Source organism: Megasphaera micronuciformis F0359 (assembly GCF_000165735.1).
Classification (GTDB): domain Bacteria; phylum Bacillota; class Negativicutes; order Veillonellales; family Megasphaeraceae; genus Megasphaera; species Megasphaera micronuciformis.
Map to the genome: position 1 here is coordinate 1 of NZ_GL538212.1, position 25816 is coordinate 25816.

The 25816-nt window shown below is 46.7% G+C and carries 41 protein-coding genes and 1 CRISPR repeat array; of the genes, 39 read left to right on the plus strand and 2 right to left on the minus strand.

What is annotated here, in order from left to right; all coding sequences use genetic code 11:
• From HMPREF9429_RS09380 to HMPREF9429_RS08460, 34 genes are all read left to right on the plus strand, one after another.
• The coding region (locus HMPREF9429_RS09380; protein ID WP_006943082.1) for a hypothetical protein at positions 1-295 on the plus strand (295 nt) is incomplete at its 5' end.
• Positions 296-320: 25 nt separating this feature from the next.
• On the plus strand, positions 321-632 hold the full coding sequence (gene rpsJ / locus HMPREF9429_RS08300; protein ID WP_006943083.1) for a 30S ribosomal protein S10: 312 nt from the start codon (positions 321-323) through the stop codon (positions 630-632).
• Between the two features lie 14 nt (positions 633-646).
• Positions 647-1285, plus strand: coding sequence for a 50S ribosomal protein L3 (gene rplC, locus HMPREF9429_RS08305; protein WP_006943084.1), 639 nt, complete (start codon positions 647-649; stop codon positions 1283-1285).
• 30 nt (positions 1286-1315) lie between these two features.
• The gene (gene rplD, locus HMPREF9429_RS08310) at positions 1316-1939 is read left to right on the plus strand and encodes a 50S ribosomal protein L4 (protein WP_006943085.1); all 624 of its coding nucleotides are present in this window, start codon (positions 1316-1318) and stop codon (positions 1937-1939) included.
• Entirely contained in the window at positions 1939-2223 is a 285-nt protein-coding gene (gene rplW, locus HMPREF9429_RS08315) for a 50S ribosomal protein L23 (protein ID WP_006943086.1), read from the plus strand. Before rplD ends, rplW begins: the two co-directional genes overlap by 1 nt.
• Positions 2224-2255: 32 nt before the next feature.
• The gene (rplB, locus tag HMPREF9429_RS08320; RefSeq protein ID WP_006943088.1) at positions 2256-3083 is read left to right on the plus strand and encodes a 50S ribosomal protein L2; all 828 of its coding nucleotides are present in this window, start codon (positions 2256-2258) and stop codon (positions 3081-3083) included.
• A gap of 21 nt (positions 3084-3104) precedes the next feature.
• Positions 3105-3380 carry a 30S ribosomal protein S19 gene (rpsS, locus tag HMPREF9429_RS08325; protein WP_006943090.1) on the plus strand — a complete coding sequence of 92 codons (276 nt, stop codon included), beginning with the start codon at positions 3105-3107 and terminating at the stop codon, positions 3378-3380.
• A gap of 15 nt (positions 3381-3395) precedes the next feature.
• Complete coding sequence (gene rplV, locus HMPREF9429_RS08330; RefSeq protein WP_006943096.1) at positions 3396-3731, plus strand: 50S ribosomal protein L22; 336 nt, start codon at positions 3396-3398, stop codon at positions 3729-3731.
• Between the two features lie 13 nt (positions 3732-3744).
• Complete coding sequence (gene rpsC / locus HMPREF9429_RS08335) at positions 3745-4416, plus strand: 30S ribosomal protein S3 (RefSeq protein ID WP_006943102.1); 672 nt, start codon at positions 3745-3747, stop codon at positions 4414-4416.
• Positions 4416-4853 carry a 50S ribosomal protein L16 gene (gene rplP / locus HMPREF9429_RS08340; protein ID WP_006943103.1) on the plus strand — a complete coding sequence of 146 codons (438 nt, stop codon included), beginning with the start codon at positions 4416-4418 and terminating at the stop codon, positions 4851-4853. The genes rpsC and rplP overlap by 1 nt, the downstream gene beginning before the upstream one ends.
• Positions 4843-5037: a 50S ribosomal protein L29 gene (gene rpmC, locus HMPREF9429_RS08345; protein ID WP_006943104.1), complete on the plus strand. Its 195-nt coding sequence runs from the start codon at positions 4843-4845 to the stop codon at positions 5035-5037. The genes rplP and rpmC overlap by 11 nt, the downstream gene beginning before the upstream one ends.
• A 38-nt stretch (positions 5038-5075) precedes the next feature.
• Positions 5076-5330 carry a 30S ribosomal protein S17 gene (gene rpsQ / locus HMPREF9429_RS08350; RefSeq protein ID WP_006943105.1) on the plus strand — a complete coding sequence of 85 codons (255 nt, stop codon included), beginning with the start codon at positions 5076-5078 and terminating at the stop codon, positions 5328-5330.
• Positions 5331-5356: 26 nt separating this feature from the next.
• Positions 5357-5725 (plus strand): 50S ribosomal protein L14, encoded by a 369-nt coding sequence (gene rplN / locus HMPREF9429_RS08355; protein WP_006943106.1) that lies wholly within the window; start codon positions 5357-5359, stop codon positions 5723-5725.
• An 18-nt stretch (positions 5726-5743) separates the two neighbouring features.
• Positions 5744-6061 carry a 50S ribosomal protein L24 gene (gene rplX / locus HMPREF9429_RS08360; RefSeq protein WP_006943119.1) on the plus strand — a complete coding sequence of 106 codons (318 nt, stop codon included), beginning with the start codon at positions 5744-5746 and terminating at the stop codon, positions 6059-6061.
• Positions 6062-6082: 21 nt separating this feature from the next.
• Positions 6083-6625, plus strand: a complete 543-nt coding sequence (rplE, locus tag HMPREF9429_RS08365; protein ID WP_006943124.1) for a 50S ribosomal protein L5 — start codon at positions 6083-6085, stop codon at positions 6623-6625.
• A gap of 17 nt (positions 6626-6642) precedes the next feature.
• Entirely contained in the window at positions 6643-6912 is a 270-nt protein-coding gene (gene rpsN / locus HMPREF9429_RS08370) for a 30S ribosomal protein S14 (protein WP_006943125.1), read from the plus strand.
• A gap of 27 nt (positions 6913-6939) precedes the next feature.
• Complete coding sequence (gene rpsH / locus HMPREF9429_RS08375) at positions 6940-7332, plus strand: 30S ribosomal protein S8 (protein ID WP_040774532.1); 393 nt, start codon at positions 6940-6942, stop codon at positions 7330-7332.
• A gap of 17 nt (positions 7333-7349) precedes the next feature.
• On the plus strand, positions 7350-7892 hold the full coding sequence (rplF, locus tag HMPREF9429_RS08380; protein WP_040774535.1) for a 50S ribosomal protein L6: 543 nt from the start codon (positions 7350-7352) through the stop codon (positions 7890-7892).
• A gap of 31 nt (positions 7893-7923) precedes the next feature.
• Positions 7924-8283, plus strand: a complete 360-nt coding sequence (gene rplR, locus HMPREF9429_RS08385; RefSeq protein WP_040774538.1) for a 50S ribosomal protein L18 — start codon at positions 7924-7926, stop codon at positions 8281-8283.
• A gap of 18 nt (positions 8284-8301) precedes the next feature.
• Complete coding sequence (gene rpsE, locus HMPREF9429_RS08390) at positions 8302-8802, plus strand: 30S ribosomal protein S5 (RefSeq protein WP_006943135.1); 501 nt, start codon at positions 8302-8304, stop codon at positions 8800-8802.
• A 17-nt stretch (positions 8803-8819) separates the two neighbouring features.
• Complete coding sequence (rpmD, locus tag HMPREF9429_RS08395; RefSeq protein WP_006943136.1) at positions 8820-8999, plus strand: 50S ribosomal protein L30; 180 nt, start codon at positions 8820-8822, stop codon at positions 8997-8999.
• Between the two features lie 20 nt (positions 9000-9019).
• Positions 9020-9460, plus strand: coding sequence for a 50S ribosomal protein L15 (gene rplO / locus HMPREF9429_RS08400; RefSeq protein WP_040774541.1), 441 nt, complete (start codon positions 9020-9022; stop codon positions 9458-9460).
• A 1-nt stretch (position 9461) separates the two neighbouring features.
• Complete coding sequence (secY, locus tag HMPREF9429_RS08405; protein ID WP_006943140.1) at positions 9462-10724, plus strand: preprotein translocase subunit SecY; 1263 nt, start codon at positions 9462-9464, stop codon at positions 10722-10724.
• A gap of 16 nt (positions 10725-10740) precedes the next feature.
• A complete protein-coding gene (locus tag HMPREF9429_RS08410) occupies positions 10741-11391 on the plus strand; it encodes an adenylate kinase (RefSeq protein ID WP_040774545.1) in 651 nt (216 codons plus the stop codon).
• Between the two features lies 1 nt (position 11392).
• Complete coding sequence (gene map, locus HMPREF9429_RS08415) at positions 11393-12142, plus strand: type I methionyl aminopeptidase (RefSeq protein ID WP_006943144.1); 750 nt, start codon at positions 11393-11395, stop codon at positions 12140-12142.
• The gene (locus tag HMPREF9429_RS08420; RefSeq protein ID WP_006943147.1) at positions 12142-12411 is read left to right on the plus strand and encodes a KOW domain-containing RNA-binding protein; all 270 of its coding nucleotides are present in this window, start codon (positions 12142-12144) and stop codon (positions 12409-12411) included. Before map ends, HMPREF9429_RS08420 begins: the two co-directional genes overlap by 1 nt.
• Before the next feature lie 3 nt (positions 12412-12414).
• The gene (gene infA / locus HMPREF9429_RS08425) at positions 12415-12633 is read left to right on the plus strand and encodes a translation initiation factor IF-1 (RefSeq protein WP_006791132.1); all 219 of its coding nucleotides are present in this window, start codon (positions 12415-12417) and stop codon (positions 12631-12633) included.
• Between the two features lie 19 nt (positions 12634-12652).
• A complete protein-coding gene (gene rpmJ / locus HMPREF9429_RS08430) occupies positions 12653-12766 on the plus strand; it encodes a 50S ribosomal protein L36 (RefSeq protein ID WP_006791131.1) in 114 nt (37 codons plus the stop codon).
• A gap of 22 nt (positions 12767-12788) precedes the next feature.
• Positions 12789-13157, plus strand: a complete 369-nt coding sequence (rpsM, locus tag HMPREF9429_RS08435) for a 30S ribosomal protein S13 (RefSeq protein WP_006943149.1) — start codon at positions 12789-12791, stop codon at positions 13155-13157.
• A 25-nt stretch (positions 13158-13182) separates the two neighbouring features.
• Positions 13183-13575 (plus strand): 30S ribosomal protein S11, encoded by a 393-nt coding sequence (rpsK, locus tag HMPREF9429_RS08440; RefSeq protein WP_006943150.1) that lies wholly within the window; start codon positions 13183-13185, stop codon positions 13573-13575.
• Between the two features lie 53 nt (positions 13576-13628).
• Positions 13629-14633 (plus strand): DNA-directed RNA polymerase subunit alpha, encoded by a 1005-nt coding sequence (locus tag HMPREF9429_RS08445; RefSeq protein WP_006943151.1) that lies wholly within the window; start codon positions 13629-13631, stop codon positions 14631-14633.
• Positions 14634-14648: 15 nt separating this feature from the next.
• Positions 14649-14987 carry a 50S ribosomal protein L17 gene (gene rplQ / locus HMPREF9429_RS08450; RefSeq protein ID WP_006943152.1) on the plus strand — a complete coding sequence of 113 codons (339 nt, stop codon included), beginning with the start codon at positions 14649-14651 and terminating at the stop codon, positions 14985-14987.
• An 83-nt stretch (positions 14988-15070) separates the two neighbouring features.
• The gene (locus tag HMPREF9429_RS08455) at positions 15071-15496 is read left to right on the plus strand and encodes a DUF3783 domain-containing protein (RefSeq protein WP_006943153.1); all 426 of its coding nucleotides are present in this window, start codon (positions 15071-15073) and stop codon (positions 15494-15496) included.
• A gap of 11 nt (positions 15497-15507) precedes the next feature.
• Positions 15508-15975, plus strand: coding sequence for an 8-oxo-dGTP diphosphatase (locus HMPREF9429_RS08460; RefSeq protein ID WP_006943164.1), 468 nt, complete (start codon positions 15508-15510; stop codon positions 15973-15975).
• 68 nt (positions 15976-16043) lie between these two features.
• Here HMPREF9429_RS08460 and HMPREF9429_RS08465 read toward each other — a convergent pair whose 3' ends face one another.
• Both HMPREF9429_RS08465 and HMPREF9429_RS08470 read right to left on the minus strand, forming a co-directional pair.
• Entirely contained in the window at positions 16044-17525 is a 1482-nt protein-coding gene (locus tag HMPREF9429_RS08465) for an aldehyde dehydrogenase family protein (RefSeq protein ID WP_006943165.1), read from the minus strand.
• Positions 17526-17564: 39 nt separating this feature from the next.
• Positions 17565-18110, minus strand: a complete 546-nt coding sequence (locus tag HMPREF9429_RS08470) for a glutathione peroxidase (RefSeq protein ID WP_006943166.1) — start codon at positions 18108-18110, stop codon at positions 17565-17567.
• Between the two features lie 209 nt (positions 18111-18319).
• On the opposite strand from HMPREF9429_RS08470, the gene HMPREF9429_RS08475 reads away from it, so the two are divergent.
• The 5 genes from HMPREF9429_RS08475 (at position 18320) to HMPREF9429_RS08495 (ending at position 24830) form a co-directional block, all read left to right on the plus strand.
• Positions 18320-18838, plus strand: coding sequence for a gamma carbonic anhydrase family protein (locus HMPREF9429_RS08475; protein ID WP_006943167.1), 519 nt, complete (start codon positions 18320-18322; stop codon positions 18836-18838).
• Between the two features lie 206 nt (positions 18839-19044).
• Positions 19045-21459 carry a DUF3656 domain-containing U32 family peptidase gene (locus HMPREF9429_RS08480; protein ID WP_006943168.1) on the plus strand — a complete coding sequence of 805 codons (2415 nt, stop codon included), beginning with the start codon at positions 19045-19047 and terminating at the stop codon, positions 21457-21459.
• Positions 21460-21467: 8 nt separating this feature from the next.
• Positions 21468-23831 carry an endonuclease MutS2 gene (locus tag HMPREF9429_RS08485; protein ID WP_006943169.1) on the plus strand — a complete coding sequence of 788 codons (2364 nt, stop codon included), beginning with the start codon at positions 21468-21470 and terminating at the stop codon, positions 23829-23831.
• Between the two features lie 15 nt (positions 23832-23846).
• Positions 23847-24422 carry a xanthine phosphoribosyltransferase gene (locus HMPREF9429_RS08490; protein ID WP_006943170.1) on the plus strand — a complete coding sequence of 192 codons (576 nt, stop codon included), beginning with the start codon at positions 23847-23849 and terminating at the stop codon, positions 24420-24422.
• Positions 24423-24602: 180 nt separating this feature from the next.
• On the plus strand, positions 24603-24830 hold the full coding sequence (locus HMPREF9429_RS08495; RefSeq protein WP_006943171.1) for a hypothetical protein: 228 nt from the start codon (positions 24603-24605) through the stop codon (positions 24828-24830).
• Between the two features lie 220 nt (positions 24831-25050).
• Positions 25051-25749: direct repeats of the CRISPR family, unit length 37 nt; unit sequence GATTTAATTACCGTTACCCCGTAAGGGGACGGAAACA.
• Positions 25750-25816: the final 67 nt, after the last annotated feature.

A 25816-nucleotide genomic window follows, 5' to 3' on the forward strand; every position in this document is an offset into this window, starting at 1 on the left:
ATCTCCCTTGTTTAGGCAAGGGAGATTTTTTGTCGCCAACAGAATGTTCAATACAAAAAGACAAAGTTTTCGAAAAAAGAATCGAAGCGGCGGCTTTCGTAAAAGTGTCTTTTTAGCGAGAAAAAAGGCGTGGGATATAGGCAAAAACAGCTTGCATGGCTTTGCGATTTGTAGTAAAATAGTCAAGTACGTGGCACTGGGATTCGTATGCCCTTTTTGTGGCCGCGTAGAAAACTATGAAACGGGATGTTGCCCGTCTTTCGGGGAAACTCCCGCGGAGCAGTTCGTTCCGTGAAACGAACGATAGGAGGAATTACGTAATGGCAAAACAGGAAAGAATCAGAATTCGCCTCAAAGCGTATGATCACAAGACATTGGATCTGAGCGCGGCGAAAATCGTCGACACGGCGAAACGGACAGGAGCAATGGTATCCGGACCGATTCCGCTTCCGACGGAAAAGAACATTTTCACGATTCTTCGTTCTCCCCATGTGAACAAAGACTCTCGTGAACAGTTCGAATTACGCACTCATAAGCGTCTTATCGACATTTTGAATGCATCACCCAAAACCGTTGATGCGCTCATGAGACTGGATCTTCCGGCAGGCGTAGACATTCAAATCAAATTATAGGAGGAGGTGCGATTATGTCTAAAGCTATTTTGGGTAAGAAATTGGGCATGACTCAGGTCTTTACTGAAGAAGGCGCTGTAGTCCCCGTAACTGTCGTAGAAGCTTCCCCGAATGTAGTGGTTCGTGTTAAGACGGTTGATACGGACGGTTACAATTCGATTCAGCTCGGCTACGGCGAAATCAAAGAAAAACACTTAACCAAACCCGTTAAGGGTCAGTTCGACAAAGCAGGCGTAAGTCCTGTGAAGCATTTACGCGAACTGCGTCTGACAGATACACCGGAATATACGGTAGGCCAAACTCTGGCAGCTGATATTTTCGCAAGCGGCGATCTCGTCGACGTAGTTGGCACCACAAAAGGTAAGGGGTTTGCCGGCACGATTAAACGTCACGGTTTCCACCGCGGACCTATGGGACACGGTTCCAAATCTCATCGTGAACCCGGTTCTCTCGGACCTATGATTTCCGGTGGTGGCGGTAAAGTCATCAAAGGTAAAAAGCTTCCTGGACAAATGGGCGGCAATCAGGCAACAGTTCTTCACCTTTCGGTTGTTAAAGTCGATACGGAAAAGAACATCATCTTGATTAAAGGCGGTATCCCGGGCCCTAAAGGCAGCATCGTAATGATTCGTGATACTGTAAAACCCAGATAATATTGTCAAACAGGAAGGAGGATAATATAAATGCCGAAAGTAAGTACGTATAATATTGCCGGTGCGCAAACCGGTGAAATGGAATTAAACGACAGCGTATTTGGCGTTGAAGTGAACGAAGCTGTCATGAGACAGGCTGTTCTCCGTCAATTGGCCAACGAACGCTTGGGCACACATGCTACTAAAACGAGAGGTCTCGTACGCGGCGGCGGCAGAAAACCTTGGAAACAAAAAGGAACCGGCCGGGCACGTGTAGGCAGTACGCGCAGTCCTTTGTGGGTCGGCGGCGGTACGGTCTTCGGTCCGCAACCTCGTTCGTACGAACAGAAAATGCCTCGCAAGGCAAGACGTCTTGCTGTTAAATCCGCACTGAGCGATAAAGTTAACACGAACGAACTCTTCGTTCTTGACGAAATCGTTTTGGCGGCTCCGAAGACAAAAGAAGTCGTAAAAGTTGTTGACAACTTCAAGTTCTCCGGCGAAAAAGTCCTGTTTATTACGGACGGCGACGAAGTAATGGCTCGCTGCGCACGTAATCTTCAGGGCGTGAAGTCCGTATCTACGGAAAATATGAACATCTTCGATTTGTTACACTACACGAAATTGTTCATTACAAAGAGCGCTGTAGCTAAGATTGAGGAGGTGCTCGCATAATGATGATGCATGATATCTTGGTAAAACCGGTCATCACGGAAAAAACGACGATGATGATGTCTGATGGCAAATATACATTTAAGGTGTCGCTTCATGCCAATAAAATTGAAATCCGTAAAGCTGTAGAAGCTGTTTTCGGCGTCAAGGTCAAGAGTGTAAACACCATCCGCATGACAGGTAAATTCAAGCGTATGGGTAAATACATCGGCAAGCGCCCGGATTACAAGAAAGCCATCGTAACCCTTCATGAAGGCGAAACAATCGAATTCTTTGAAGGCGCTTAGGTAGAACGATATAAAGGAGGAGGCACCATATAATGGCCATTAAATCATTTAAACCGTACTCCGCTGGCCGTCGCTTCATGACCGTTTCGACGTTTGAAGATATTACGACGTCCAAACCGGAAAAGTCCTTATTGGCTAAGTTGACCAATAAAGGCGGTCGCAATAACAGCGGTAAGATGACGGTTCGTCACCAGGGCGGCGGACATAAACGTCGCTATCGTATAATTGATTTTAAACGAATTAAAGATAATATTCCGGCGAAAGTAGCTACGATCGAATACGATCCTAACCGCTCCGCTAACATCGCACTGCTCAACTATGCAGACGGCGAAAAGAAATATATCATTGCTCCCCACGGTCTTACAGTCGGTACGGTCGTTGTATCCGGTCCTGAATCGGATATCAAAATCGGCAATGCATTGCCGTTGGGACGTATTCCTCTCGGTACGGTTGTACACAACGTGGAATTGAAAATCGGTAAAGGCGCTCAGCTCGTTCGCTCTGCCGGTTCTTCGGCGCAGCTTATTGCTAAAGAAGGCAACTACGCACTCTTGCGTCTTCCTTCCGGCGAATTGCGTCAGGTTCATGTAAACTGCCGCGCTACAATCGGTGTGGTCAGCAACCCGGATCATGAAAACATTACAATCGGCAAAGCCGGTCGTAGCCGTTGGTTGGGCGTTCGTCCCGGCAACCGCGGTGTTGTTATGAACCCGTGCGATCATCCCCATGGCGGTGGTGAAGGTAAGTCGCCTGTCGGTCGTAAACGTCCGGTTACTCCTTGGGGTAAACCTGCTTACGGCGTGAAGACACGTGACAAGAAGAAAGCTTCCAATAAGTTTATCGTGAAGAGACGCAAATAGGTCGTGAAAGGAGATATATAAGTGTCCAGATCCGTAAAGAAGGGCCCGTTTGTCGCTGCGCATCTCGTTAAGAAGATCGATGCAATGAACGAAGCCAACGAAAAGAAAGTAGTAAAAACCTGGTCTCGTGCATCTACGATTTTGCCGAACTTCGTCGGACATACGATTGCCGTTCACGACGGCCGTAAGCACGTGCCCGTATATGTTACAGAAGATATGGTTGGTCATAAATTGGGCGAATTCGCACCTACCCGTACATTTAAAGGCCACGCTAAATCGGAAAAAGTTACAAAATAAGGGAGGTAATGACAGATGGAAGCAAGAGCAATTGCTAAACACGTCCGTATCGCTCCCCGTAAAATCCGCATCGTAGCCGATTTGGTCCGGGGAAAAAATGTGAGCGAAGCTATGGCAATCTTGAAGTTTACACCGAAAGTCGGCTCCAAGGTTGTAGAAAAAGTCATTCGCTCTGCAGCAGCCAATGCGGAACATAACAATGATATGAATGTCGATGCTTTGTACATTTCGGAAATTTTCGTTGACCAAGACTCGACAATGAAACGTATCCATCCGCGTAGCCGTGGACAGGCTTTCAAAATTCTTAAAAAATCCAGTCATGTGACTGTAGTAGTAAAAGAAAGAGCGTAAGGAGGGAAATGTAGTGGGTCAAAAAGTAAATGCCCATGGGTTTCGTGTCGGTGTTGTAAAACCTTGGGATGCCAAATGGTATGCTGAAAAAGACTATGCAACACTTTTGAACGAAGACGTACGAATCCGTGAATTCTTAAAGAAACAGCTCTATATCGCAGGTGTTTCCCGTATTGAAATCGAACGTTCCGCAAAACGGATCAAGTTGATTATTCACACTGCAAAACCGGGTATGGTTATCGGCCGCGGCGGTGCAGGTATTGAAGATATTAAAAAAGCATTGAAGGCTTTCACGGATAAAACCGTAGACGTTAACATTGCTGAAATTAAACAGTCCGAATTGGACGCTACACTTGTAGCTGAAAATGTGGCAAGCCAGTTGGAACGCCGTATCGGCTTCCGTCGTGCCATGAAGCAGAGCATCGGCCGCACCATGCGTATGGGTGCACAGGGTATTAAAATCATGTGCTCCGGTCGTCTCGGCGGTGCTGAAATCGCACGTAGCGAAAGCGTACGTGACGGTTCCATTCCTTTGCATACAATCCGTGCGGATATTGATTACGGTACGGCAGAAGCACATACAACGTACGGTTGTATCGGTATCAAATGCTGGATTTACAAAGGTGAAATTTTACCGGAAGCTAAAAAAGCTCCGCAAAATAAGCGTGAAGGGAGTGCTAAGTAATGTTAATTCCGAAACGAGTAAAGCATCGTAAACAGTTCCGCGGTCGCATGAAAGGTACTGCTCAACGCGGTAACAAAGTCGCTCACGGCGATTACGGTTTAGTTGCACTCGAACCGGCTTGGATTACCAACCGTCAAATCGAAGCAGCCCGTATTGCTATGACACGTTATATCAAACGTGGCGGCAAAGTTTGGATTAAAATTTTCCCGGACAAGCCGATTACGGCAAAACCGGCAGAAACACGTATGGGTTCCGGTAAGGGCTCGCCCGAATACTGGGTAGCAGTTGTTAAACCGGGCCGCGTACTCTTCGAAATGGGCGGTGTAAATCCGACTATCGCTCGCGAAGCTATGCGTCTTGCAGGCCATAAGCTGCCGATCAAGACTAAGTTTGTTGTCAAAGGTCAGGAATTAGGTGGTGAACAAAATGAAGGTTAAAGAAATCCGTGCTCTGAGCGCTGCCGAAATGGATGAAAAGGTGGTTAGCCTTAAAGAAGAATTGTTTAACCTCCGTTTTCAACATGCGACCGGCCAATTAGAAAATCCTATGCGCATTCGTGAAGTCAAGAAAACGATTGCTCGCATTAAAACGGTTCAACGTGAAGCAGAATTACATGCATAAGCCGGTAAGGTTAATCTAAAAGGAGGTCACACATACAGATGGAAAGAAATGAACGTAAGGTCCGCGTAGGCAAAGTCGTCAGCGATAAAATGGATAAGACCGTTGTCGTTGCCGTTGAATACAAAGAACAGCATGACTTGTACAAGAAACCTGTCATCTCGACTGTAAAGTTCAAAGCTCATGATGAAAACAACGAATGCCGTATCGGTGATATCGTACGCATCGAAGAAACCCGTCCCTTGTCTAAACAAAAACATTGGCGAGTCGTAACGGTAGTAGAAAAAGCTAAATAAGCTTCGATTAATTAGGAGGTTAAGCCATGATTCAGCAAGAAACGATGTTGAATGTTGCCGATAACACCGGTGCCAAAAAAGTTTTGTGCATCCAGGTCATGGGTGGCTCGTATCGCAAATACGGTAATATCGGTGATATCATCACTGCGACTGTTAAAGATGCAACACCCGGAGGCGTTGTCAAGAAAGGCGACGTTGTCAAGGCTGTTATAGTTCGTTCGAAAAAAGGATTGCGTCGTGCCGACGGTTCGTACATTCGCTTCGATGAAAATGCAGCAGTCGTAATCAATGCAGATAAAAGCCCTAAGGGTACTCGTATATTCGGGCCGGTTGCCAGAGAGTTGCGTGAAAAAGATTTCATGAAGATCATCTCCTTGGCTCCGGAAGTATTATAACGGAGGAGGTGTTCTAATATGGGAAAAATGCACGTTAAAACCGGTGATACGGTAGTTATCATCGCAGGTAAAGATAAGGGCAAACAAGGCAAGGTCATTGCGGCATACCCGAAAAAAGACCGCGTTGTCGTAGAAGGCCTGAACCAAGTAAAACGCCATACGAAACCGAGTCAGAACAATCCTCAAGGCGGTATTATTACGAAGGAAGCTCCCATTCACGTTTCCAACGTTATGCTCGTCGATCCGGAAAGCGGCAAACCGACTCGCGTAAAAACGGTTACGCAGGCGGACGGAACGAAGGTACGTACGGCCGTAAAGAGCGGCAAAGCTATCTAATAAGAAGGGAGGGCCTTGAGAGTGTCCAGATTAAAAGACAAATACCTTTCCGAAGTAGTGAAAGGATTACAGGAAAAATACAACTACAAGAATGTCATGGAACTTCCGAAGGTAACTAAGGTTGTTATCAACATGGCAGTAGGCGAAGCTGTTACGAACTCCAAAGCGTTGGACGCAGCAGTCGGCGATATGACAATTATCTCCGGCCAGAAGCCTATCATTACGAAAGCAAAGAAATCCATTGCTGCATTCAAAGTTCGTGAAGGCATGAATTTGGGTTGCAAAGTCACGCTTCGCGGCGAACGGATGTATGAATTCCTCGATAAATTGATGAACTTGGCATTGCCCCGTGTACGTGACTTCCACGGTATCAGCGCAACGGGTTTTGACGGCCGCGGCAACTATACGCTCGGCTTGAAAGAACAGCTGATTTTCCCGGAAATCGAATATGACAAGATCGATAAAGCTCGCGGCATGGATATTACAATTGTAACGACAGCTAAGACCGACGAAGAAGGTCGCGATATGTTGACGTTAATGGGCATGCCTTTTGAAAAGCAATAATAAGGAGGAAATCATAGATGGCAAAGAAGTCGATGCTTGAACGCGAAAAGAAACGCGAAAAAATGGTAGCCAAATATGCGGCACTCCGTGCTGAATTAAAGGCTAAAGGCGACTACGAAGCACTTTCCCAGTTACCGGCAAACGCATCTCCTGTACGTCTGCACAATCGTTGCAAAGTAACGGGTCGCCCCCATGGCTACATGCGTAAATTCGGCATTAGTCGTATTACGTTCCGTGACTTGGCGTATAAAGGTCAAATTCCTGGCGTTCGTAAAGCCAGCTGGTAAGATAGAGACGAAGGGAGGTTTTTACACATGTCAATGTCCGATCCGATTGCGGATATGCTTACACGCATCCGTAATGCCAATTCGGCATATCACGAAAAGGTGGAAATGCCTGCTTCTACGGTTAAAGCTGCAGTGCTTAACATCTTGAAAGAAGAAGGCTTTGTTAAGAATTTTGAATCCGTTAACAACGGTAAAACTCTTAAAGTTACGTTGAAATACGGTTCCAATAAAGAAAAAGTAATCAGCGGCATTAAAAGAATTTCCAAACCCGGTTTACGAGTTTATGCTAAGAAGGAAGAACTTCCGCGCGTACTCGGCGGTTTGGGGATTGCCGTAATCTCTACGTCTCAAGGCGTAATGAGCGACAAAACGGCTCGTAAATTAGGTCTGGGCGGCGAAGTTATCGCCTACGTCTGGTAAATTTTGGAGGTGTCGATATGTCACGAGTAGGTAGAATGCCTATTGATATCCCGGCAGGCGTAACGGTTAAAATTGACGGTCCCGTTATTTCCGTCAAAGGACCGAAAGGTGAACTGACCCGTACGCTCCACCAGGATATGAAAGTTACAGTACAGGACAACGTTATTACAGTAGAACGTCCGTCTGAAGAAAAAAATCACCGTGCACTTCACGGTCTTACGAGAGCTCTCGTTGCCAATATGGTAACAGGCGTAACCGAAGGTTTCACGAAGAATCTTGAAATTGTCGGCGTCGGCTACAGAGCACAAATGAAGGGCAATAAATTGGCTCTTACGCTCGGTTTCTCGCATCCGCTTGAACTTGATGTTCCCGAAGGTGTTAAGGTTGAATGCCCCAGTGCTACACAGATCGTAGTATCCGGTGCCAATAACGAACATGTCGGTGAATTTGCAGCGAAGATTCGCGGTTATCGTTTACCTGAACCGTATAAGGGCAAGGGTATTCGTTATGCAGGTGAACATGTACGTCGTAAAGCCGGTAAAGCCGGTACGAAGAAATAATAATTCGTTACTATAGAAAGGAGTGAATTCCTTGAAATCCAGTAAAAATGCGATTCGCGTAAAACGTCATTGGCGTTTACGTAAGCATATAAACGGGACGGCGGAACGCCCGCGTTTGAACGTATTCCGTAGCCTTAACAATATTTACGCTCAAGTAATTGACGATGTTAAGGGTGAAACATTGGTATCCGCCAGCACCTTGGACAAAGAATTGAAGGGCCAGGCTAGCGGCGGTAATAAAGCAGGTGCGGCACTGGTCGGTAAATTGGTTGCGGAACGTGCTGTTGCCAAAGGCATTACGACGGTTGTATTCGACCGCGGCGGGTATGTCTATCACGGTCGTGTAGCAGCGTTGGCCGACGCAGCACGCGAAGCAGGCTTGAAATTCTAATCAGGGAGGAAACAACACATGGCAAAAGTTGACCATACAGGTCTTGAGTTACAAGAAAACGTCGTATTCATCAACCGCGTTGCTAAAGTAGTTAAGGGCGGCCGCCGTTTTTCCTTCAGTGCGTTGGTAGTTGTCGGTGACGGCAACGGTCGTGTAGGCGCAGGATTAGGTAAAGCCGGCGAAGTTCCCGAAGCTATTCGCAAGGGCGTTGAAGATGCGAAAAAACATTTGGTTACAGTAAATCTTAAAAACGGTTCCATTCCGTATAAAACGACGGGTGTCTTCGGTGCAGGTAAGGTTATGTTGAAACCCGCTGCAGAAGGTACCGGCGTTATTGCAGGCGGCCCCGTTCGTGCCGTTCTGGAATTGGTCGGTGTACGTAATATCCTCACCAAGTCCCTCGGTTCTTCCAACCCCAACAACATGGTTCGTGCAACAATCGAAGGCTTGAGCCAGTTGAAGGACGTTAAAGAAGTGGCAGAACTCCGCGGTAAGACTGTAGAAGAAATTTACGGTTAATAAGGAGGGTACACATAATGGCACAAGTTAAAGTTACGCTCGTCCGCAGCTTGGCCGGCCGTCCGCAGGATCAGCGTGCGACCGTTACGGCTCTCGGCTTGCATAAAACGAACTCCAGCGTTGTCAAAGAAGCTACGCCTCAAATTAAGGGCATGCTTCATAAAGTACAGCACTTGATTAAAGTAGAAGAAATCTAATACAAAGGAGGTGCGCTGAATTGAAACTTCATGAAATGAGCATTATCCCCGGTTCCAAGAAGAAACGCAATCGTGTAGGTCGCGGTATCGGTTCCGGTAACGGCAAAACGGCCGGTAAAGGTATGAAAGGTCAGAATTCCCGTAGCGGCGGCGGTGTACGTCCGGGGTTTGAAGGCGGCCAGATGCCTTTGTATCGTTTACTTCCGAAACGCGGTTTCAAAAATGTTTGGGGCAAGGAATATGCGGAAGTTAACGTAGCAACATTGAATCGCTTTGAAGACGGAACGACGGTTGATCCGGTCGCTCTCGTTGAAGCCGGCATTTTGAAAAATGTCCGCGACGGCGTTCGTATCCTGGGTAATGGTGAATTGGAAAGAAAACTTACCGTCGTAGCTCAGGGCTTTACCAAGTCTGCACAGCAGAAAATCGAAGCAGCCGGTGGTAAAGTAGAGGTGATTTAAGGTGTTAGAAAGTATTCAGAACGTTCTGAACGTTCCCGAATTCCGTAAACGTGCAGTATTCACCTTAATCATGTTTATTATTTTCAGGCTCGGGGTGCACATTCCCGTGCCGGGCGTTGACGCAGCGGCTATTGAAGGCCTCTTCAACAGCGGCAATCTCTTCGGCTTGTTGGACTTGTTCTCAGGCGGTGCTCTTTCCAAGTTCTCCGTACTGGCAATGAGTATTACGCCGTATATCAATGCGTCAATTATTATGCAGCTTTTAACGGCCGTCGTTCCCACTTTTGAACAGTGGTCCAAGGACAATCAGGACGGACGTGATAAAATTCAGAAAGTTACTCGTTACGGAACGGTTCTTCTCGGCTTTATTCAGGCCTTTGCCATGAGTTATGCCTTGAAGGTCAACAATGCCTTAATCGATAACAGCTGGACGACAGTGCTTATGGTTGCCGTTATTCTTACGGCAGGCACGTGCTTCCTCATGTGGCTCGGTGATCAGATTACGGCAGGTGGTATCGGTAACGGTATTTCGCTGATTATTTTCGCCGGTATCGTGGCTCGCTTCCCGAACGGCGTAAATACGCTGTATCAATACGTGCAGGCAGGAACGATTAACATCTTCCAGGCGGCACTGTTTGCCTTAATCGCACTGTTCATGATCGTCATCGTCGTTGAGGTTACTCAAGGGCAAAGACGTGTAAACGTACAGTATGCGAAACGTGTAGTAGGCCGTAAAATGTACGGCGGTCATTCGACGCACATTCCGTTAAAGGTCAATCAGGCCGGCGTTATTCCCATCATCTTCGCTTCATCGGTGTTGATGTTCCCGATTACGATTGCTCAGTTCATTCAGAATGATACGATTCAATGGCTGGCACAGGTCTTCGGTTGGGGGACGTTGGCTAATACGGTGGCTTATGCCGTGCTTATCATCTTCTTCACCTACTTCTATACGGCTATTTCTTTGAACATCCCGCAGATGACGGAGAATATGCAGAAGTATGGCGGGTTTATTCCCGGTATTCGTCCGGGCGAACCGACAGCACGGTATATTGACAGAATTATGACACGCATTACCTTGGCAGGTGCTTTTTTCCTCGCTTTCGTAGCAATCTTACCGAATTTTATCGGTTGGATTACGGGAATTCAAGGCGTCTACTTCGGCGGTACGGCAGTGCTTATCGTCGTCGGTGTTGCCATCGATACGATGAAACAGGCCGAATCGTTGGTACTCAATAAGCAGTACCAAGGCTTTGTGAAATAATAAGGAGGCAGTTTGAGTGTATATTCTCTTAATGGGCCCTCCGGGTGCCGGTAAAGGCACACAGGCCGAACGATTGATTGAAAAGTACGGCATTCCTCAAATTTCCACAGGCGATATGTTCCGTGCAGCAGTTAAGGAACAAACACCTTTGGGATTGGAAGCCAAAAAATACATGGATAACGGTCAGTTAGTTCCTGATGCCGTTACCATCGGTATTGTCAGAGAACGATTAGCCAAAGACGATTGCAAGAAAGGGTTTATCCTTGACGGATTCCCGCGTACGACGTCGCAGGCCGTGTCTCTTGACGCTATCTTGAGTGATCTCGGTATTAAGTTGGACGGGGTCATCAATATTGCCGTTCCTGATGAAGAATTGGTTCGTCGTACGACGGGTCGACTCATTTGCCGCAGTTGCGGTGCAACCTACCACTTGACTTCGAAACCGCCTAAGGAAAACGGCGTTTGCGATAAGGACGGCGGCGAATTGTATCAGCGCGATGACGACAAAATGGAAACGGTTAAGAAACGCCTTGCCGTATATGCGGCACAAACCAAACCGTTGATCGACTACTATAAGAGTTCGAATTTGTATATCGAAGTAGACGGTCAACAGGATATGGATTCCGTCTTCAACGCCATTGTAGCGAGTCTTGAAAAGGGCAAGTAACATGATTATTTTAAAGTCTAACCGCGAAATTGAGTATATTCGTGCAGCCGGAAGAATTACGGCAGACGCACTGATGCTCATGCGCGAACTTGCCGTGCCGGGTGTGACGACACAAGAACTGGACCGCCGTTGTGAAGAATATATTCGCAGTCAGGGTGCTTTTCCCAGCTGTAAGGGATACTACGGATTCCCGGCGACCATTTGTGCCAGCGTGAATGAAGAAGTCGTTCACGGTATTCCCGGTCATAGAAAATTACACGACGGTGATATTATCAGCGTCGATTTGGTTGTAAACAAAGACGGCTATCACGGTGATTCAACGATTACGATTCCTGTCGGCGATGTAGCACCTGATACTCTCAAGTTATTACAGGTTACGGAAGAATGTCTGTATAAGGGCATTGAACAAGCTGTAGCCGGCAAACACATGGGAGATCTCGGCCATGCCGTTCAGGCTCATGCCGAATCGTTCGGATACGGAGTGGTCCGCGATTATGTGGGTCACGGTATCGGAACGGATATGCATGAAGCCCCGGAAGTACCGAATTACGGTCGACCGGGCCACGGCATTGTCTTGGAAGAAGGGATGGTCTTGGCCATTGAACCGATGATTGCCATGGGTACTGAAAAGGTACGCCAGCTTGATAACGGTTGGACCGTTATTACGCAGGACAAGAAACCGGCCGCCCATTTTGAGCATACCGTTGCCATTACCGATCACGGTCCGGAAATCCTGACCTTACCGTCATAATGGACACGGTTCGTATTCCTGTCGGAATGACGGTTCTCAGTCTGGCAGGTAAAGATAAAGGAAGGGTGTATGCGGTTATCGGTACGGCTCAAGGGCCGTACGTGTACGTTGCCGACGGAAGGAAATATCCGAAAAGCGACTGCAAGAAGAAAAACTGCCGTCACTTACGGCCTTTGGGACCGAGTGCAAATCCCGACGCCTGTCGCGATGACTTGCACATACGTGAACTGGTAAAAAAAGGACAACGGAACATGACCGGGGAGGGTTAATACATGTCGAAGGAAGATGTTATTGAAGTTGAAGGCGTAGTTGTTGAAGCTTTACCGAACGCCATGTTTAAGGTAAAATTGGAAAACGACCACATTATTTTGGCTCACGTTTCCGGTAAGATGCGTATGAATTTTATCCGTATTCTGCCCGGTGACAGAGTCACCATGGAGCTTACGCCCTATGACTTGAGTCGCGGTCGTATTACATATCGCTTCAAGTAACTTTGCGTAGGAGGTAAATATGAAGGTAAAACCGTCAGTAAAAAAGATTTGCGATAAATGCAAAATCATTAAGCGCAAAGGCCGTGTAATGGTTATTTGCGAAAACCCGAAACATAAACAAAAACAAGGTTAATAGTCCGGAGGTGAAATATTAGATGGCACGTATAGCCGGCGTGGATTTACCGCGCGACAAACGAGTTGAAATTGGTTTAACATACATTTACGGTATCGGTCTTTCCTCTTCCCAGGAAATTCTTGCTAAAACGGGTATCAATCCGGATACACGCGTTCGCGATTTGACGGAAGACGAAGTACAGAAGATTCGTGAAACAATCGGTGAAGAATACAAGGTTGAAGGCGACCTCCGTCGTGAAACGGCATTGAACATTAAACGCCTTATTGAAGTAAACTCCTATCGCGGCAAACGTCATCGTTCGGGTCTGCCCCTTCGCGGTCAGCGCACGAAGACGAATGCTCGTACTCGTAAAGGTCCGAGAAAAGCTATTGCAGGTAAGAAGAAATAATATTTAAGTAAGGAGGGACACGATTTTGGCTAAGAACAATGTAAGAAGCAACAAAAGAAAAGAAAAGAAGCACGTAGAATCCGGTGCAGCTCATATCCGTTCTACATTCAATAATACGATCGTTACGATCAGCGATACAAAGGGCAACGCTCTTTCTTGGGCAAGTGCCGGCGGCCTCGGTTTCCGCGGTTCTCGTAAAAGCACTCCCTTTGCTGCACAGATGGCTGCTGAACAGGCTGCAAAAGCCGCTATGGAACACGGCCTTCGTCAGGTAGAAGTATTCGTAAAAGGCCCCGGTTCCGGACGTGAAGCCGCAATTCGCGCATTGCAGGCAGCTGGATTAGAAGTTAATTCCATTAAAGACGTTACCCCTATTCCGCATAACGGTTGCCGCCCGCCTAAACGGAGACGTGTATAATCAATAGCCCTTAGGCGATTGATTTTGATTCTGGAACGGGAGGATTTTCCACAATGAGTAATGACAATATCTTTAAAGTGACATCCGATATGCTTGACGGAGACGGAACGTTTGGAAAATTCGTATGCAAACCTCTTGATCGGGGTTATGGAATCACCTTGGGGAACAGCTTACGGCGCATTCTTTTATCGTCATTGGAAGGCGTAGCCATTACGTCCATTAAGATTGACGGTATTCTTCATGAATTTACGACCATCCCCGGCGTACGGGAAGATGTTTCGGAAATCATTTTGAACTTAAAACAGGTTCGAATGAAATTCCATAAGGAAGATCAGATGGAAGCGGATATTATCGTAGATATCTCCGGAGAATGCGATTTTACGGCAGCGGACCTCAACGTAAACTCAGACATAGAAATTTTAAACCCGACCCTTCATATAGCGACACTCGATGAAGATGCGCATATTCGTATGCAGTGCCATATCGAACGGGGTAAGGGCTATGTGCCCTCGACGAAGAACAAGAAGGATACGGACGTCATCGGCGTTATTCCTATCGACTCTATTTTCTCCCCTATTTTGCGGGCTAAGTATGAAGTTGGTAATGTTCGGGTAGGCAACGAAATGGACTATGATTCGTTGACCATGGAAGTTTTGACGGACGGCAGCCTTACGGCAGAAGATGCTATGGCGGAATCGGCCAGCATTTTGTCGTCCTATTTGGAAAAAATCAAACAACTGGCTGCTCCGGGTCGAAACTTGCAACAAGGTAAGTTTACGGAAGACGAACTCGGTGCCGGTGCGAACGGTGCTAATGCTGAAGGAGCGGGTGCTGACGGTACGGATATGGGAGAAGGCGGCGACGAATCCATCGATACGCTGCAATTATCCGTTCGAGCATCGAACTGCTTGAAGCGTGCTAATATTTACACCATTAAAGAACTGATTTCTCATACGAAGTCGGATTTGGGTAAGATTCGCAATCTCGGCAGCAAGTCTGTTGAAGAAATTATTGAAAAACTCAGCCAGTTCGGCTATAAATTAAAAGAAGAAGAATAACGAGGAGGATGAACGATGGCTTATAGAAAGTTGGGACGCGACAGCTCTGCACGTAAAGCATTATTGCGTGGCATTGTTACCTCTTTATTCCAGCATGAACGCATTGAAACGACGGAAGCTAAGGCAAAAGAACTTCGCAAAGTTGCGGATAAAATGTTGACCCTTGCTAAACGCGGCGATTTGCACGCACGCCGTCAGGTAATGGCATACATGATGGATGAAGATGTAGTAAAGAAACTCTTTGATGAAGTGGCTCCGAAATACAAGGATCGCCAGGGCGGCTATACGCGTATCATCAAAGCCGGTGTCCGCCAAGGCGACGCCGCTCCGATGGTTATCATCGAATTGGTATAACAAACTTTCTGCAATGCAGGCGTATTGCAGCATAAAGCGTTGCAGGCAACTGCAACGCTTTTTTTGTAAGGGAGGAAATTCATATGTCATATAGAACCGTCTTGGCCTTGAACTTTGATGCCGAAAGATTGCGGCTTCTCAAGCATGTCAGTCTGATTTCCAAGGCTGCCGTCAGAGCCGTTACGGAAGAAGAAAAAGATGAAACCGTAGGGAAACTCTTGGGGTTATCGGAAGATGAAATTAAAGAAATTGCGGCCTTGGCCCAAGAAAGTGAAGAAGGCGTAGCCATACCTGAAGATGCAAAACCGGTTACTAAAGAAGCTATCGTTCTTTGCGGCTTCGATCGCAGTGCCGCCGGGGAACTGTTGGAAGCCATTAAGCGCGGTAAATTAAAGCATGTCCCCTTAAAAGCCATGTTGACACCTAATAATATATCATGGACCTTACGGACCGTTCTTTATGAACTCAATGAAGAACACGAACAGTTTAAGAAAATGGGTTCCAAGTAAGGGGGACGGGAATGAAACCGACCACCTTATGTTTTCCTGTGGACCCTGCGGGTCGCCTTCTCTTGGGATGTAAAAAGAGAGGCTTCGGAGCGGGCAAATGGAACGGCTTCGGAGGAAAGTTGGAAGGAAAGGAGACTTTTCGAGCTTGTGCCGTTCGGGAAGTCCGTGAAGAAGCGGGAATCAGGATAAATACGGACGATTTGGACCTCATCGGGTTTTTAGATTTTCACTTTTCCAAAAAGCCGAAAGATGACCATATTACCTATATTTACATGACCGAAACTTGGCAAGGCGAACCCGTGGAGTCTGAAGAAATGAAGCCTGCTTTTTTCTTACCTGAAGAAATACCGTATGACCATATGTGGCAAGGGGATCGAATTTGGTTACCCCGCCTTTTACAGGGAGAAAAGGTTAAGGGACAAGTTATCTTCGATGATGACGGAGAAACGGTCAAGCATATGGAGCTGTTCAATTTATAAATGAAGAGAGGCCTTACCCGAAGGGTAAGGCCTCTCTTTCTTAGGAGGTGAGATTGCTTTCTATATACTTAACTTTCGTACAAGCCCGAGGGGGCTTCGGAAAGGTTGATATAAATATTTTTCGTCTGTCTGTAGTGGTCGATGGTGGTCTTATCCGTTTCACGACCGATACCGGATTCTTTATAGCCGCCAAACGGAGCACCTGCCGGAATGGCATTATATGTATTGATCCAAATTCGACCGGTTTCAATGGAGTTGGCTACACGAATAGCCCTGTTAATATCACGGGTCCACACGGCACCGCCTAAACCGTATTCACTATTGTTGGCCATGGCGATGACGTCTTCTTCCGTCTTGAATTTAATAATGGAAACGACGGGACCGAAGATTTCTTCTTTGGCAATGCGCATATCATTCGTCACGTCGGCAAAAATAGTGGGGCGAATGAAGTTGCCTTTTTCCAAGCCGCCGGATTCAATCTTTTCACCGCCGCATACGAGGCGAGCGCCTTCTTTCTTACCGATTTCAATGTATTCCAAGATCTTCTTGACTTGCTTGGCATCGATCTGAGAACCCATTTGAACGCCATCTTCCCAGGGAAGACCTACTTTTACGCGGTTAAAGCGTTCTGCCAGATCGTGAATAAATTTATCGTAAATACCTTCTTGTACGAAAATTCGGGAGCCGGCGCAGCAAACCTGACCCTGGTTAAAGAGAATACCCAACTGGGCTCCGTCCATGGCCATATCCCAACGGCAATCATCAAAGTAAATATTGGCGGATTTGCCGCCTAATTCCAAAGTAGCGGGAATCATTTTCTGTTGTGCCGCCTTATATACGTCGTAGCCGATTTCCGTAGAGCCTGTAAAGGCTAATTTCTGTAAGCCCGGATGATCGAGAAGATACTGACCGGAGCGGGAACCTCCGCCTGTGACAACGTTAATGACACCGGCAGGGACAACGGGGCCGATGAGACGCATCAATTCGAGAACGCTTAAGGATGTAGAGCTCGACGGTTTGAGGACCGTAGTGCAACCGGCAGCCAAAACGGGAGCTAACTTCCACGCAGCCATGAGGAAAGGGAAGTTCCAGGGAACGATTTGGCCGACTACCCCTATGGGCTCATGTACGACGAGACTTAAGGTTTTATCATCAATCATCATAGCCCGGCCTTCTTCCGTGCGGACAACGCCGGCGAAATAGCGGAAATGATCGGCACCTAAGGCGATGTCGACCGCCTTAGTTTCGCGTAAGGGTTTGCCGTTATCCAGGGTTTCCACCATAGCCAGATGGTCTGCATTGGCATCAATAATATCGGCAATTTTGAGCAACAGATTTTGACGTTCTGCCGGAGAGGTATGCTTCCACGATTCCAGGGCTTTGGTCGCCGCTTTGACGGCCTTATCCACATCGTCTCTCGTTGCTTCGCTTACTTCGGCGAGAAATTCGCCGTTCGACGGATTGTATTCCTTAAAGGTCTTGCCGTCCGATGAAGGCACCCACTGACCGTCGATATATAAATTATAAGATTCTTGAACATATTGTTTCATATGAAATCCACCTCACTTTTTAGTAAACAGGTAATCTTTTTACAGAGCCGCCTTTACGGCTGCTTCCATTTCTTCGGGAGTCGTGCTCGGTTCAAAGCGGGTAATTTGCGTACCGTCTTTGCTTACGAGGAATTTCGTGAAATTCCATTTAATACCGTTGCCTTCCAAGTTTTCCGGGTAATATTCGCCTACTACTTTTTTAATCAATTGGCCCGATTCTTTGCTTTCTTCATAACCCTTAAAAGGAGCCGCATTGCTTAAGTACTTGAAGAGGGGCTCGGCATTGTCGCCGCGCACGTCCGTAATTGCGAAAACGGGAAAAGTTACGCCGTAATTTAATTTGCAGAACGAAGCCGCTTCATCATTCGTGCCCGGTTCCTGTTCCAAAAACTGATTGGACGGGAAGCCGAGAACTACAAGCCCTTGGTCTTTATATTCTTTATATAATTTTTCCAGCCCTTCATACTGGGGTGTAAAGCCGCATTTGCTGGCCGTATTGGCAATAATCAGTACCTTACCCTTATATTGCGATAAATCTACCGATTCACCTTTAACATTTTTTACTTTATACTCGTATACGCTCATGTTCTTACCTCCATAGTAAACTGAACAATAGATAATCAATAATATTTATTTGTTAGTTATAGTATACGATAACTTAAACCATAAATCAATACCTTTGAAGTATATTTTTAAAGCATAGGGAATAAGGGTATTTTGCGGACTTATGAATAGAGACGGTAGCCGCTCATCTGTTGCAAATGGTATAATATGTACAAAAGGGAGGTAGAAGTATGGCACATATACATACGCTGGGTAATAAGACCCCGCATATTCATGAAACGGCTATGATTGCGCCTACAGCCGTAATTATCGGGGATGTAACGATTGATGAAGGAGTCAGCATTTGGCCTAACGTAGTTATTCGCGGTGATATTGCTCCGATTCATGTAGGAGCCTATACAAATATACAGGATAATTCGACCTTACATGCCGATATCGATACACCTCTTACCATTGAACCGTATGTCCTAATCGGCCATAACTGTATGGTACACGGCAGTCGCGTAGGTGAATGTACTCTTATCGGTATGTGTTCTTGCGTCATGGGATGGACGGAAGTAGGTAAGGAATGTATAGTCGGGGCTTACTCCTTAGTAACTCAAGGTAAAAAGATTCCTGACAGATCTCTGGCCTTCGGTAATCCTGCTAAAGTTATACGATCCACCAATGATGAAGATGTGGCCGGGACGAAACACGGCGTTACGGAATATTATGAACTGAGTCGACAGTATACGGATTGGAAGGTATAAACCGCATACCTACGCGTTTTCAAGATTCGTTGTCGTTGACAGACCCGACTCGTATACCTATAATAAGAAAAGTAATATACGATAGAAACAACAAAACATACATCTTCCCGTACGGAGTATAAACAGACGGATATATATCCGTCTGTTTTTCAAATTACGCAGTTGTACGGTAAGAAAAACTATTGATATGGGAAAGGACGACTACCATGGCGGAACTGTTGGCACCGGCCGGATCGGCGGACCACGTAAAAGCGGCTATTGCCGCCGGAGCCGATGCCGTGTATTTGGGCGGCAAGGCTTTTAATGCCCGCAAATATGCACATAATTTGGACAACGACGAATTGAAAGCCTCTGTGGAAACGGCTCACTTGTTCGGTGTCAAGGTATATGTAACGGTGAATATTCTGATTAGCGATGCGGAAATGGGCGAACTGACGGAATACATTCGCTTTCTCGACGAAATCGACACGGACGGAATTATTGTTCAGGATTTGGCCGTTGCCGCAGTGGCTCGGAAGGCGGCTCCGAACTTACCCTTACACGGTAGTACGCAAATGACCGTAGCCGACCTCGAAGGAGCTCGTTTTTTACAATCCCTGGGCTTTACGCAAGTCGTCTTGTCACGAGAATTGTCGCTCAAAGAAATTGAAGCGGTTTGCAAGGAAACGGATTTGACCGTGGAAATCTTTATTCACGGGGCGTCGTGTATGTCTTATTCGGGACAATGCTTGATGAGCAGCTTTTTCGGCGGGCGCAGCGGCAACAGAGGAGCCTGTGCACAGCCTTGCCGATTGCCCTACACCTTATATGAAAATGATGCGGTCAAGACGGATAAGGCCTATCTGTTGAGCTTAAAAGACCTTAGTGCATTAGACGATATAGAGGCTCTTTTAAAAGCCGGTGTAGGTTCTTTGAAAATTGAAGGCCGTATGAAGAGCCCCGCATACGTATATGATGTCGTTTCGGCCTATCGCCGGGTTATAGACGGTGTTTACGGAAATGAAAGACAGAAGGAAAAGGCACTTGCACAAGGCCGGGAGCTATTGGGTACGAGCTTTAATCGAGGCAGGCAGTCTGACTTTTTACATAGCACAGTGGGTCTTGAAACGGCTACGTCCGGAGCCGGTAGGAATAAAGGTAAAGAAGTAGGGACGGTAACGAAGGTGCATGAACGTATTTTGAATGCTTACCTTCAGGTGCCTGTTCATATAGGCGATACAATAAAAGTAATTCGTTCGGACGGCCACGAAGCGGTTGATGAGGTTCAGGACGTGACGAACCTATCGGATACGCAGGCGGAACTGACAGTACGGCGTAAGGATATGATGAAGGGGCGTCTCTTTTTAATTGCCGAAAAGGCGGATGATAAGAGTGAAGAGGCGTATAAGAATCGGCAAATACCTTTGTATTTTCACGTTGAAACGGATGAAGAAGGCTACTTGAAGTGTTTGGCCTGGGATGACGGAGGACATACCGTTTCGGTATGCTCCGACTATAAGCCTGAAGTGGCTCGTAAGCGACCGACGACTTCAGACGTTGTGCAGGGACAGTTTAGTAAACTCGGGAATACGCCCTTTGAAGCGGCATCTGTCACCTTAGCATCTGAAGAATATATGATACCTGTCAGTATCTTAAACGACTTGCGCAGAAGAACCGTAGCCGCCATGACCCAAGCCCGCTTGGAAGAGTACAGGCGACCACCGGCAGGTACGGCCTGTCCCTGGCGACAAAAACAGGCGGACTTGATGACGGATATCCCTCTTACGGTAGTGCACTGTGACAGTCTCGAAGGCCTGGAAGCCGCGGTCAGAGGCGGCGCAAAGAGACTGATCTTCGGCGGCGAATCCTATAGCCATGCTTCATTTACTTACGAAATTTGGAAAAAGGCCGTAGCCATAGGGCATAAGTCGAATGTTCCCGTTTGGGCCGGAACACCGCGTGTTATGAAGCAAGCGGATACGGAACGGATTCGTCGGGAACTGCAAAGTGCGATCCGGGCAGGTGTAGACGGAATTTACGCCAATACACCGGGGATTTTCTCTTTAGTACACGAAGAAGGGCCGAACTGTTTTATCATCGGTGATCAGTATTTAAATATCTTCAACTCACAGGCAGCTTTTATATACGAAGAAGTCGGCTGTTCGGCCATTACGGCTTCGTGTGAAATGACGTGGAAGCAGATTGAACGACTGGCGTCGTTGCAGAAGTTACCTGTTGAAGTCGTCGTAGCCGGCAAGGCGGAACTCATGATTACGGAGTATTGTCAGATTGCGGCTCATGTCGGTACGGGAGTAAAGGCCGGATGCCCGTCGCGTTGTGTAGGCAGTCGCTTTTACCTGGAAGACCGCCGCGGCGAACGGTTTGAAATTGTTACGGATCAGTTCTGTCGCAATCATATCTTAAACAGTAAGGATACGGATATGGCTCCGTATTTTGATAAATTGATGCATGCAGGTGTTAAGGCCGTGCGCATTGAAGCACGGCACCGGGATCCGAAATGGATTGAAGCGGTGACGAGCAAATATGCTCGCCTTTGTGCCGGTGATCGCTCCGTCCTTTTCGGTAAGGACGATAAAACCGTTACACGCGGACACTTATTCCGTAGTATTACGGATATATAGGAGAGATTATGAATAAACGAAGTATGCGCATCTTGGGTTTTTCTCAGATTAGGGACATGCTGGTGCGCTTAGCCCCGTCTCGATTGTCGAAGGAGGCGGCACGGGCCTTAAAACCGGATACGGATGAAGATACGGTTGTCAAAAGTTTGACCGATACGGAAGAGGCCGTCGTTTGCCTGGAAAAAGAAGGGCAAATACCTTTGGGCGGAATTACGGATATTCGACCCTTTTTGGAAAAGGCGAAGCGAGAAGTGACTTTAAGTGCCGATGAATGCATTGCCGTTTGGGAAAATGCACAGAGGTACGGGCAAATTCAGGACTTTTTTGCCCCTAAGGAAGCGGAGTATCCGCAACTGTCGCAACGGGCCGAAACACTGGGAGATTTTTCCCTGCTCGTACAGCGTGTCGGGGCTGTTTTTGATGAGAATCACCAGGTACGCGATAACGCTTCTGTAGAATTGGCACGACTGCGCACCCGTATTGCCGAATTGGAACGGCGTACGAAACGGTACATTCAGCAGATTTTAGCCGACAAATCCTATCAGAAGTACTTTCAGGATACCTTGGTTACTGTGCGTAATAATCGCAGTGTTATTCCCGTTAAGCAGGAATATCGGCATGCTTTTCCCGGTATTGTTCACGACATGTCGGCCAGTGGAGCGACCTTATATGTAGAGCCCTTGGCGGTCGTTGATGCGAATAATGACCTGCAGACGGCAAAGTTGGCGGAAGAAAAGGAAATAGAACGGATTTATCGCCGTCTGACAGCCCTTATTGCAGGACAATATGAAGACCTGTATAAAAGCACGATGACGACGGGGGAATTGGAATTTGCCCTTACCAAGGGACGGTTGGCGCTGCAAATGAAGGCGACACGTCCGCAACTTACATCCGAACGGATTATTAAACTTTATGATGCACGCCATCCCCTGATTAAGGCCGACAAGGTCGTGGCGAATACGATAATTCTCGGAGGCGACTACTCCATCCTTCTGATTACGGGGTCTAATACGGGCGGTAAGACCGTGTCCATGAAAACCTTGGGACTCCTTGTCCTCATGTATCAGTCCGGTCTGTTTATTCCTGTAAGTGACGGTTCACAGTTACCGCTATTTGGCGACGTCTTTGCCGACATCGGAGATGAGCAGGACATTGCTCAAAATCTCAGTACCTTTTCGAGTCATATGAAGCAAATCGTCTATATCTTGAAACATGCCTCGGCTTGTGACCTCATTTTGACGGACGAATTGGGTTCGGGCACAGATCCGGGTGAAGGCGGGGCCTTGGCCATCGCCATTTTGGATGAGTTTCGACGTAAGGGCTCTTTAGCCATGGTCACGACGCATTATAATGACTTGAAAAACTATGCCTACCGCACGGAAGGCGTGGAAAATGGCCACGTCGAATTCGATACGGAGACACTGCGACCGACATATAAACTGCGCATCGGCTCGGCCGGTAGCAGTCATGCCCTGGCTATTAGCGAACGACTGGGTATGCCTGAAGCCGTTTTGGAAGAGGCCCACCGGTTACGTAATGAAGCCCAAGATGCCGATGTGGAAGCTGTTTTGACACGGCTCAATACACAACTTCGCAAGATCGATGAAGAACGAGAACTGTTGGCAACGCGCTTGAAGGAAGCGAAGGCTCACGAAGAGGCTTTGCGTAAGGAAAAGGAAAAAGTTACGGCGAAAAGGCAAGATATTGTGGATGCAAGCCGACGTGAAGCTAATGAACTGAAGCGCAAATTGCGTCTTGAAGCGGAACAGATTATTCGCGAGTTAAAGCGCCAGTCGTCAGATGCATTGGACAGAGAAAAAGCCAAGGCCATCGATCAGGCCCGTCGAGCTATCCAACAGATTTCAGTTCCCGAATTGTCGGGGCCGAAACGAGATCCTGTCGATGTTAAGCGCTTGAAACAAGGGCAGTCCGTATTCGTCAACTCCTTGAACAGCATCGGCACGGTAGATGACATACGCGGTAAGAAACTGACCGTATCGGTAAGAGGTATGACCATTCGTGTAGATGTAAGCGACATCAGTGCTCCCTATGCGGATGAGCTGAGTCGTCAGAAAGTGGCGGAAAAACGGGAAAATACCTCGTCAACGTATCGGCCGGCACGAACGGGACAAGTGGCGACGGAACTCAATGTCATCGGAAAGCGCGGCAATGAAGCTATTCCAGATATATCGCGCTTTCTCGATCAAGCATTGGCGGCCGGCTTCAGTCCTGTGCGTATTATTCACGGTAAGGGAAGCGGCGCCCTACGCAAACAAGTACATGAATATTTGGATACACTGCCCTTCGTTACGTCCTACACCTTGGATGATGCACGTAACGGCGGTGACGGCGTAACCTTAGTATATTTCTAAATACGGGAGGAACGGATGGAAGCTCTGAAACAACGAATTTTGCAAGACGGTACGATTATTGATAACCGCATCTTGAAAATAGACAACTTTCTGAACCACCAAATCGATACGGACTTGGTTCTAAAAATGGGGGAAGAATTTGCAAAACGATTGAAGGATGTACGTATCGACCGCATTGTCACCATTGAAGCATCGGGCATTGCCGTCGCCTTTGCCGCATCCGTGGCTATGGGCAATAAACCACTCGTCTTTGCAAGAAAGAAAAAATCCCTACTCACAGCGGCAGACGTATATATGACGGACATCTACTCCTATACAAAAGAAGAAACCTACCGTGCCTCTATTAGCCGTAACTATATTAAGGCAGGCGAAAAAATCCTAATTATCGACGACTTCCTGGCCAGCGGGGCGGCAGCGGCAGGACTGGCAAATATAGTAGAACAAGCGGGAGCCACCGTAGTCGCCATCGGCATTGTTGTGGAAAAATCCTTCCAACCGGGAAGAAAACTCTTGGAAGATAAAGGATACCGAGTAGAATCCTTGGCACGAATTGAAAAATTTGAAGATAACAAACCCGTATTTGTAGAATAAGGGAGAAGGAAAAACAGGGCCTCTCATTGAGAGAGACCCTGTTTTTTGTGCGGGTAAGATATTAAGTCTGTTTAATATCTTCAGATCCGAAACCCAATAATATATAATAAAGCTATTAGTATTTCTATTGTTCCGAAATAGGAATATATTATTTACAATGTAGTAAGGTATGAGTAAGTCATGGAATATATTTCGGTCAAGGAAGCGGCTCAAAAGTGGGGTGTTTTTTCGCGGCGAGTAGCCTCTCTTTGTACACAAGAACGTATTGAAGGAGCGATGCGAGTCGACAATATGTGGATTATTCCGGCTACCGTAGGTAAGCCGGAAGATGCACGGCATACGAACAGCGTAAAGTATAATTTTTTGCTCATTGTTCATGAGTATCTTTTCGTGTTTAGAAAAGGGTAAGCAGTTTTTAGAAAGGCTTTTTCTTGCTTACCTTTAAAAAAGTAAGTTATAATAAAAATGGAATTATTTCCTGTCTTTTGAAGGTGTTTATCCCCGTTGTGATAATAAAGCCATTTTTGACTGATTTTGGAGGTGTAATTGAATGAGAAGGTGCTTTACATCCTTTTGCCCCGCAAATCATCAAATGAACCGCATGGTTATGGTTATTACAGAAGACAGTGATTTAATTACCGTTACCCCGTAAGGGGACGGAAACGTTCCATTTGAATATGAGAACGCCGCCTTTTTTCAAGACGATTTAATTACCGTTACCCCGTAAGGGGACGGAAACATACAATATCATTCATTGCAATCAATTCATCCCTAAAGATTTAATTACCGTTACCCCGTAAGGGGACGGAAACATACATTTGAGTTCCTGAATGATTGTAAATTGCCGTGATTTAATTACCGTTCCCCCGTAAGGGGACGGAAACTAGCGTTAATAATTTTCATAATATTCACCTATTCCCAGATTTAATTACCGTTACCCCGTAAGGGGACGGAAACAAGAACGCCTTTGCAAGTAAAATTTACGAACAGGACGATTTAATTACCGTTACCCCGTAAGGGGACGGAAACAGTACAATCATCTTTATATCTGGCAATTAAATCCCTTAGATTTAATTACCGTTACCCCGTAAGGGGACGGAAACATTGCAAAACCATATTTTATTGTTGTTCCGTTTAAACTCGATTTAATTACCGTTACCCCGTAAGGGGACGGAAACACATGTTCTGCACCTGTATCATAATTTTCCACCTTGATTTAATTACCGTTACCCCGTAAGGGGACGGAAACATGATACTTGCGGAGATTTACAAATTCATAAGACCACGCAAGATTTAATTACCGTTACCCCGTAAGGGGACGGAAACATGCCGTTCTTGATGTCTATAATCTTACTCTTTTTTTTAGATTTAATTACCGTTACCCCGTAAGGGGA

Excerpts from the sequence above, each read along its gene's own strand:
- rpsJ (WP_006943083.1), top strand. The coding sequence starts at position 321 with ATGGCAAAACAGGAAAGAATCAGAATTCGCCTCAAAGCGTATGATCAC.
- rplC (WP_006943084.1), top strand. The coding sequence starts at position 647 with ATGTCTAAAGCTATTTTGGGTAAGAAATTGGGCATGACTCAGGTCTTT.
- rplD (WP_006943085.1), top strand. The coding sequence starts at position 1,316 with ATGCCGAAAGTAAGTACGTATAATATTGCCGGTGCGCAAACCGGTGAA.
- rplW (WP_006943086.1), top strand. The coding sequence starts at position 1,939 with ATGATGATGCATGATATCTTGGTAAAACCGGTCATCACGGAAAAAACG.
- rplB (WP_006943088.1), top strand. The coding sequence starts at position 2,256 with ATGGCCATTAAATCATTTAAACCGTACTCCGCTGGCCGTCGCTTCATG.
- rplV (WP_006943096.1), top strand. The coding sequence starts at position 3,396 with ATGGAAGCAAGAGCAATTGCTAAACACGTCCGTATCGCTCCCCGTAAA.
- rplP (WP_006943103.1), top strand. The coding sequence starts at position 4,416 with ATGTTAATTCCGAAACGAGTAAAGCATCGTAAACAGTTCCGCGGTCGC.
- rpmC (WP_006943104.1), top strand. The coding sequence starts at position 4,843 with ATGAAGGTTAAAGAAATCCGTGCTCTGAGCGCTGCCGAAATGGATGAA.
- rpsQ (WP_006943105.1), top strand. The coding sequence starts at position 5,076 with ATGGAAAGAAATGAACGTAAGGTCCGCGTAGGCAAAGTCGTCAGCGAT.
- rplN (WP_006943106.1), top strand. The coding sequence starts at position 5,357 with ATGATTCAGCAAGAAACGATGTTGAATGTTGCCGATAACACCGGTGCC.
- rplX (WP_006943119.1), top strand. The coding sequence starts at position 5,744 with ATGGGAAAAATGCACGTTAAAACCGGTGATACGGTAGTTATCATCGCA.
- rpsN (WP_006943125.1), top strand. The coding sequence starts at position 6,643 with ATGGCAAAGAAGTCGATGCTTGAACGCGAAAAGAAACGCGAAAAAATG.
- rpsH (WP_040774532.1), top strand. The coding sequence starts at position 6,940 with ATGTCAATGTCCGATCCGATTGCGGATATGCTTACACGCATCCGTAAT.
- rplF (WP_040774535.1), top strand. The coding sequence starts at position 7,350 with ATGTCACGAGTAGGTAGAATGCCTATTGATATCCCGGCAGGCGTAACG.
- rpsE (WP_006943135.1), top strand. The coding sequence starts at position 8,302 with ATGGCAAAAGTTGACCATACAGGTCTTGAGTTACAAGAAAACGTCGTA.
- rpmD (WP_006943136.1), top strand. The coding sequence starts at position 8,820 with ATGGCACAAGTTAAAGTTACGCTCGTCCGCAGCTTGGCCGGCCGTCCG.
- map (WP_006943144.1), top strand. The coding sequence starts at position 11,393 with ATGATTATTTTAAAGTCTAACCGCGAAATTGAGTATATTCGTGCAGCC.
- HMPREF9429_RS08420 (WP_006943147.1), top strand. The coding sequence starts at position 12,142 with ATGGACACGGTTCGTATTCCTGTCGGAATGACGGTTCTCAGTCTGGCA.
- infA (WP_006791132.1), top strand. The coding sequence starts at position 12,415 with ATGTCGAAGGAAGATGTTATTGAAGTTGAAGGCGTAGTTGTTGAAGCT.
- rpmJ (WP_006791131.1), top strand. The coding sequence starts at position 12,653 with ATGAAGGTAAAACCGTCAGTAAAAAAGATTTGCGATAAATGCAAAATC.
- rpsM (WP_006943149.1), top strand. The coding sequence starts at position 12,789 with ATGGCACGTATAGCCGGCGTGGATTTACCGCGCGACAAACGAGTTGAA.
- HMPREF9429_RS08445 (WP_006943151.1), top strand. The coding sequence starts at position 13,629 with ATGAGTAATGACAATATCTTTAAAGTGACATCCGATATGCTTGACGGA.
- rplQ (WP_006943152.1), top strand. The coding sequence starts at position 14,649 with ATGGCTTATAGAAAGTTGGGACGCGACAGCTCTGCACGTAAAGCATTA.
- HMPREF9429_RS08455 (WP_006943153.1), top strand. The coding sequence starts at position 15,071 with ATGTCATATAGAACCGTCTTGGCCTTGAACTTTGATGCCGAAAGATTG.
- HMPREF9429_RS08460 (WP_006943164.1), top strand. The coding sequence starts at position 15,508 with ATGAAACCGACCACCTTATGTTTTCCTGTGGACCCTGCGGGTCGCCTT.
- HMPREF9429_RS08465 (WP_006943165.1), bottom strand. The coding sequence starts at position 17,525 with ATGAAACAATATGTTCAAGAATCTTATAATTTATATATCGACGGTCAG.
- HMPREF9429_RS08470 (WP_006943166.1), bottom strand. The coding sequence starts at position 18,110 with ATGAGCGTATACGAGTATAAAGTAAAAAATGTTAAAGGTGAATCGGTA.
- HMPREF9429_RS08475 (WP_006943167.1), top strand. The coding sequence starts at position 18,320 with ATGGCACATATACATACGCTGGGTAATAAGACCCCGCATATTCATGAA.
- HMPREF9429_RS08480 (WP_006943168.1), top strand. The coding sequence starts at position 19,045 with ATGGCGGAACTGTTGGCACCGGCCGGATCGGCGGACCACGTAAAAGCG.
- HMPREF9429_RS08485 (WP_006943169.1), top strand. The coding sequence starts at position 21,468 with ATGAATAAACGAAGTATGCGCATCTTGGGTTTTTCTCAGATTAGGGAC.
- HMPREF9429_RS08490 (WP_006943170.1), top strand. The coding sequence starts at position 23,847 with ATGGAAGCTCTGAAACAACGAATTTTGCAAGACGGTACGATTATTGAT.
- HMPREF9429_RS08495 (WP_006943171.1), top strand. The coding sequence starts at position 24,603 with ATGGAATATATTTCGGTCAAGGAAGCGGCTCAAAAGTGGGGTGTTTTT.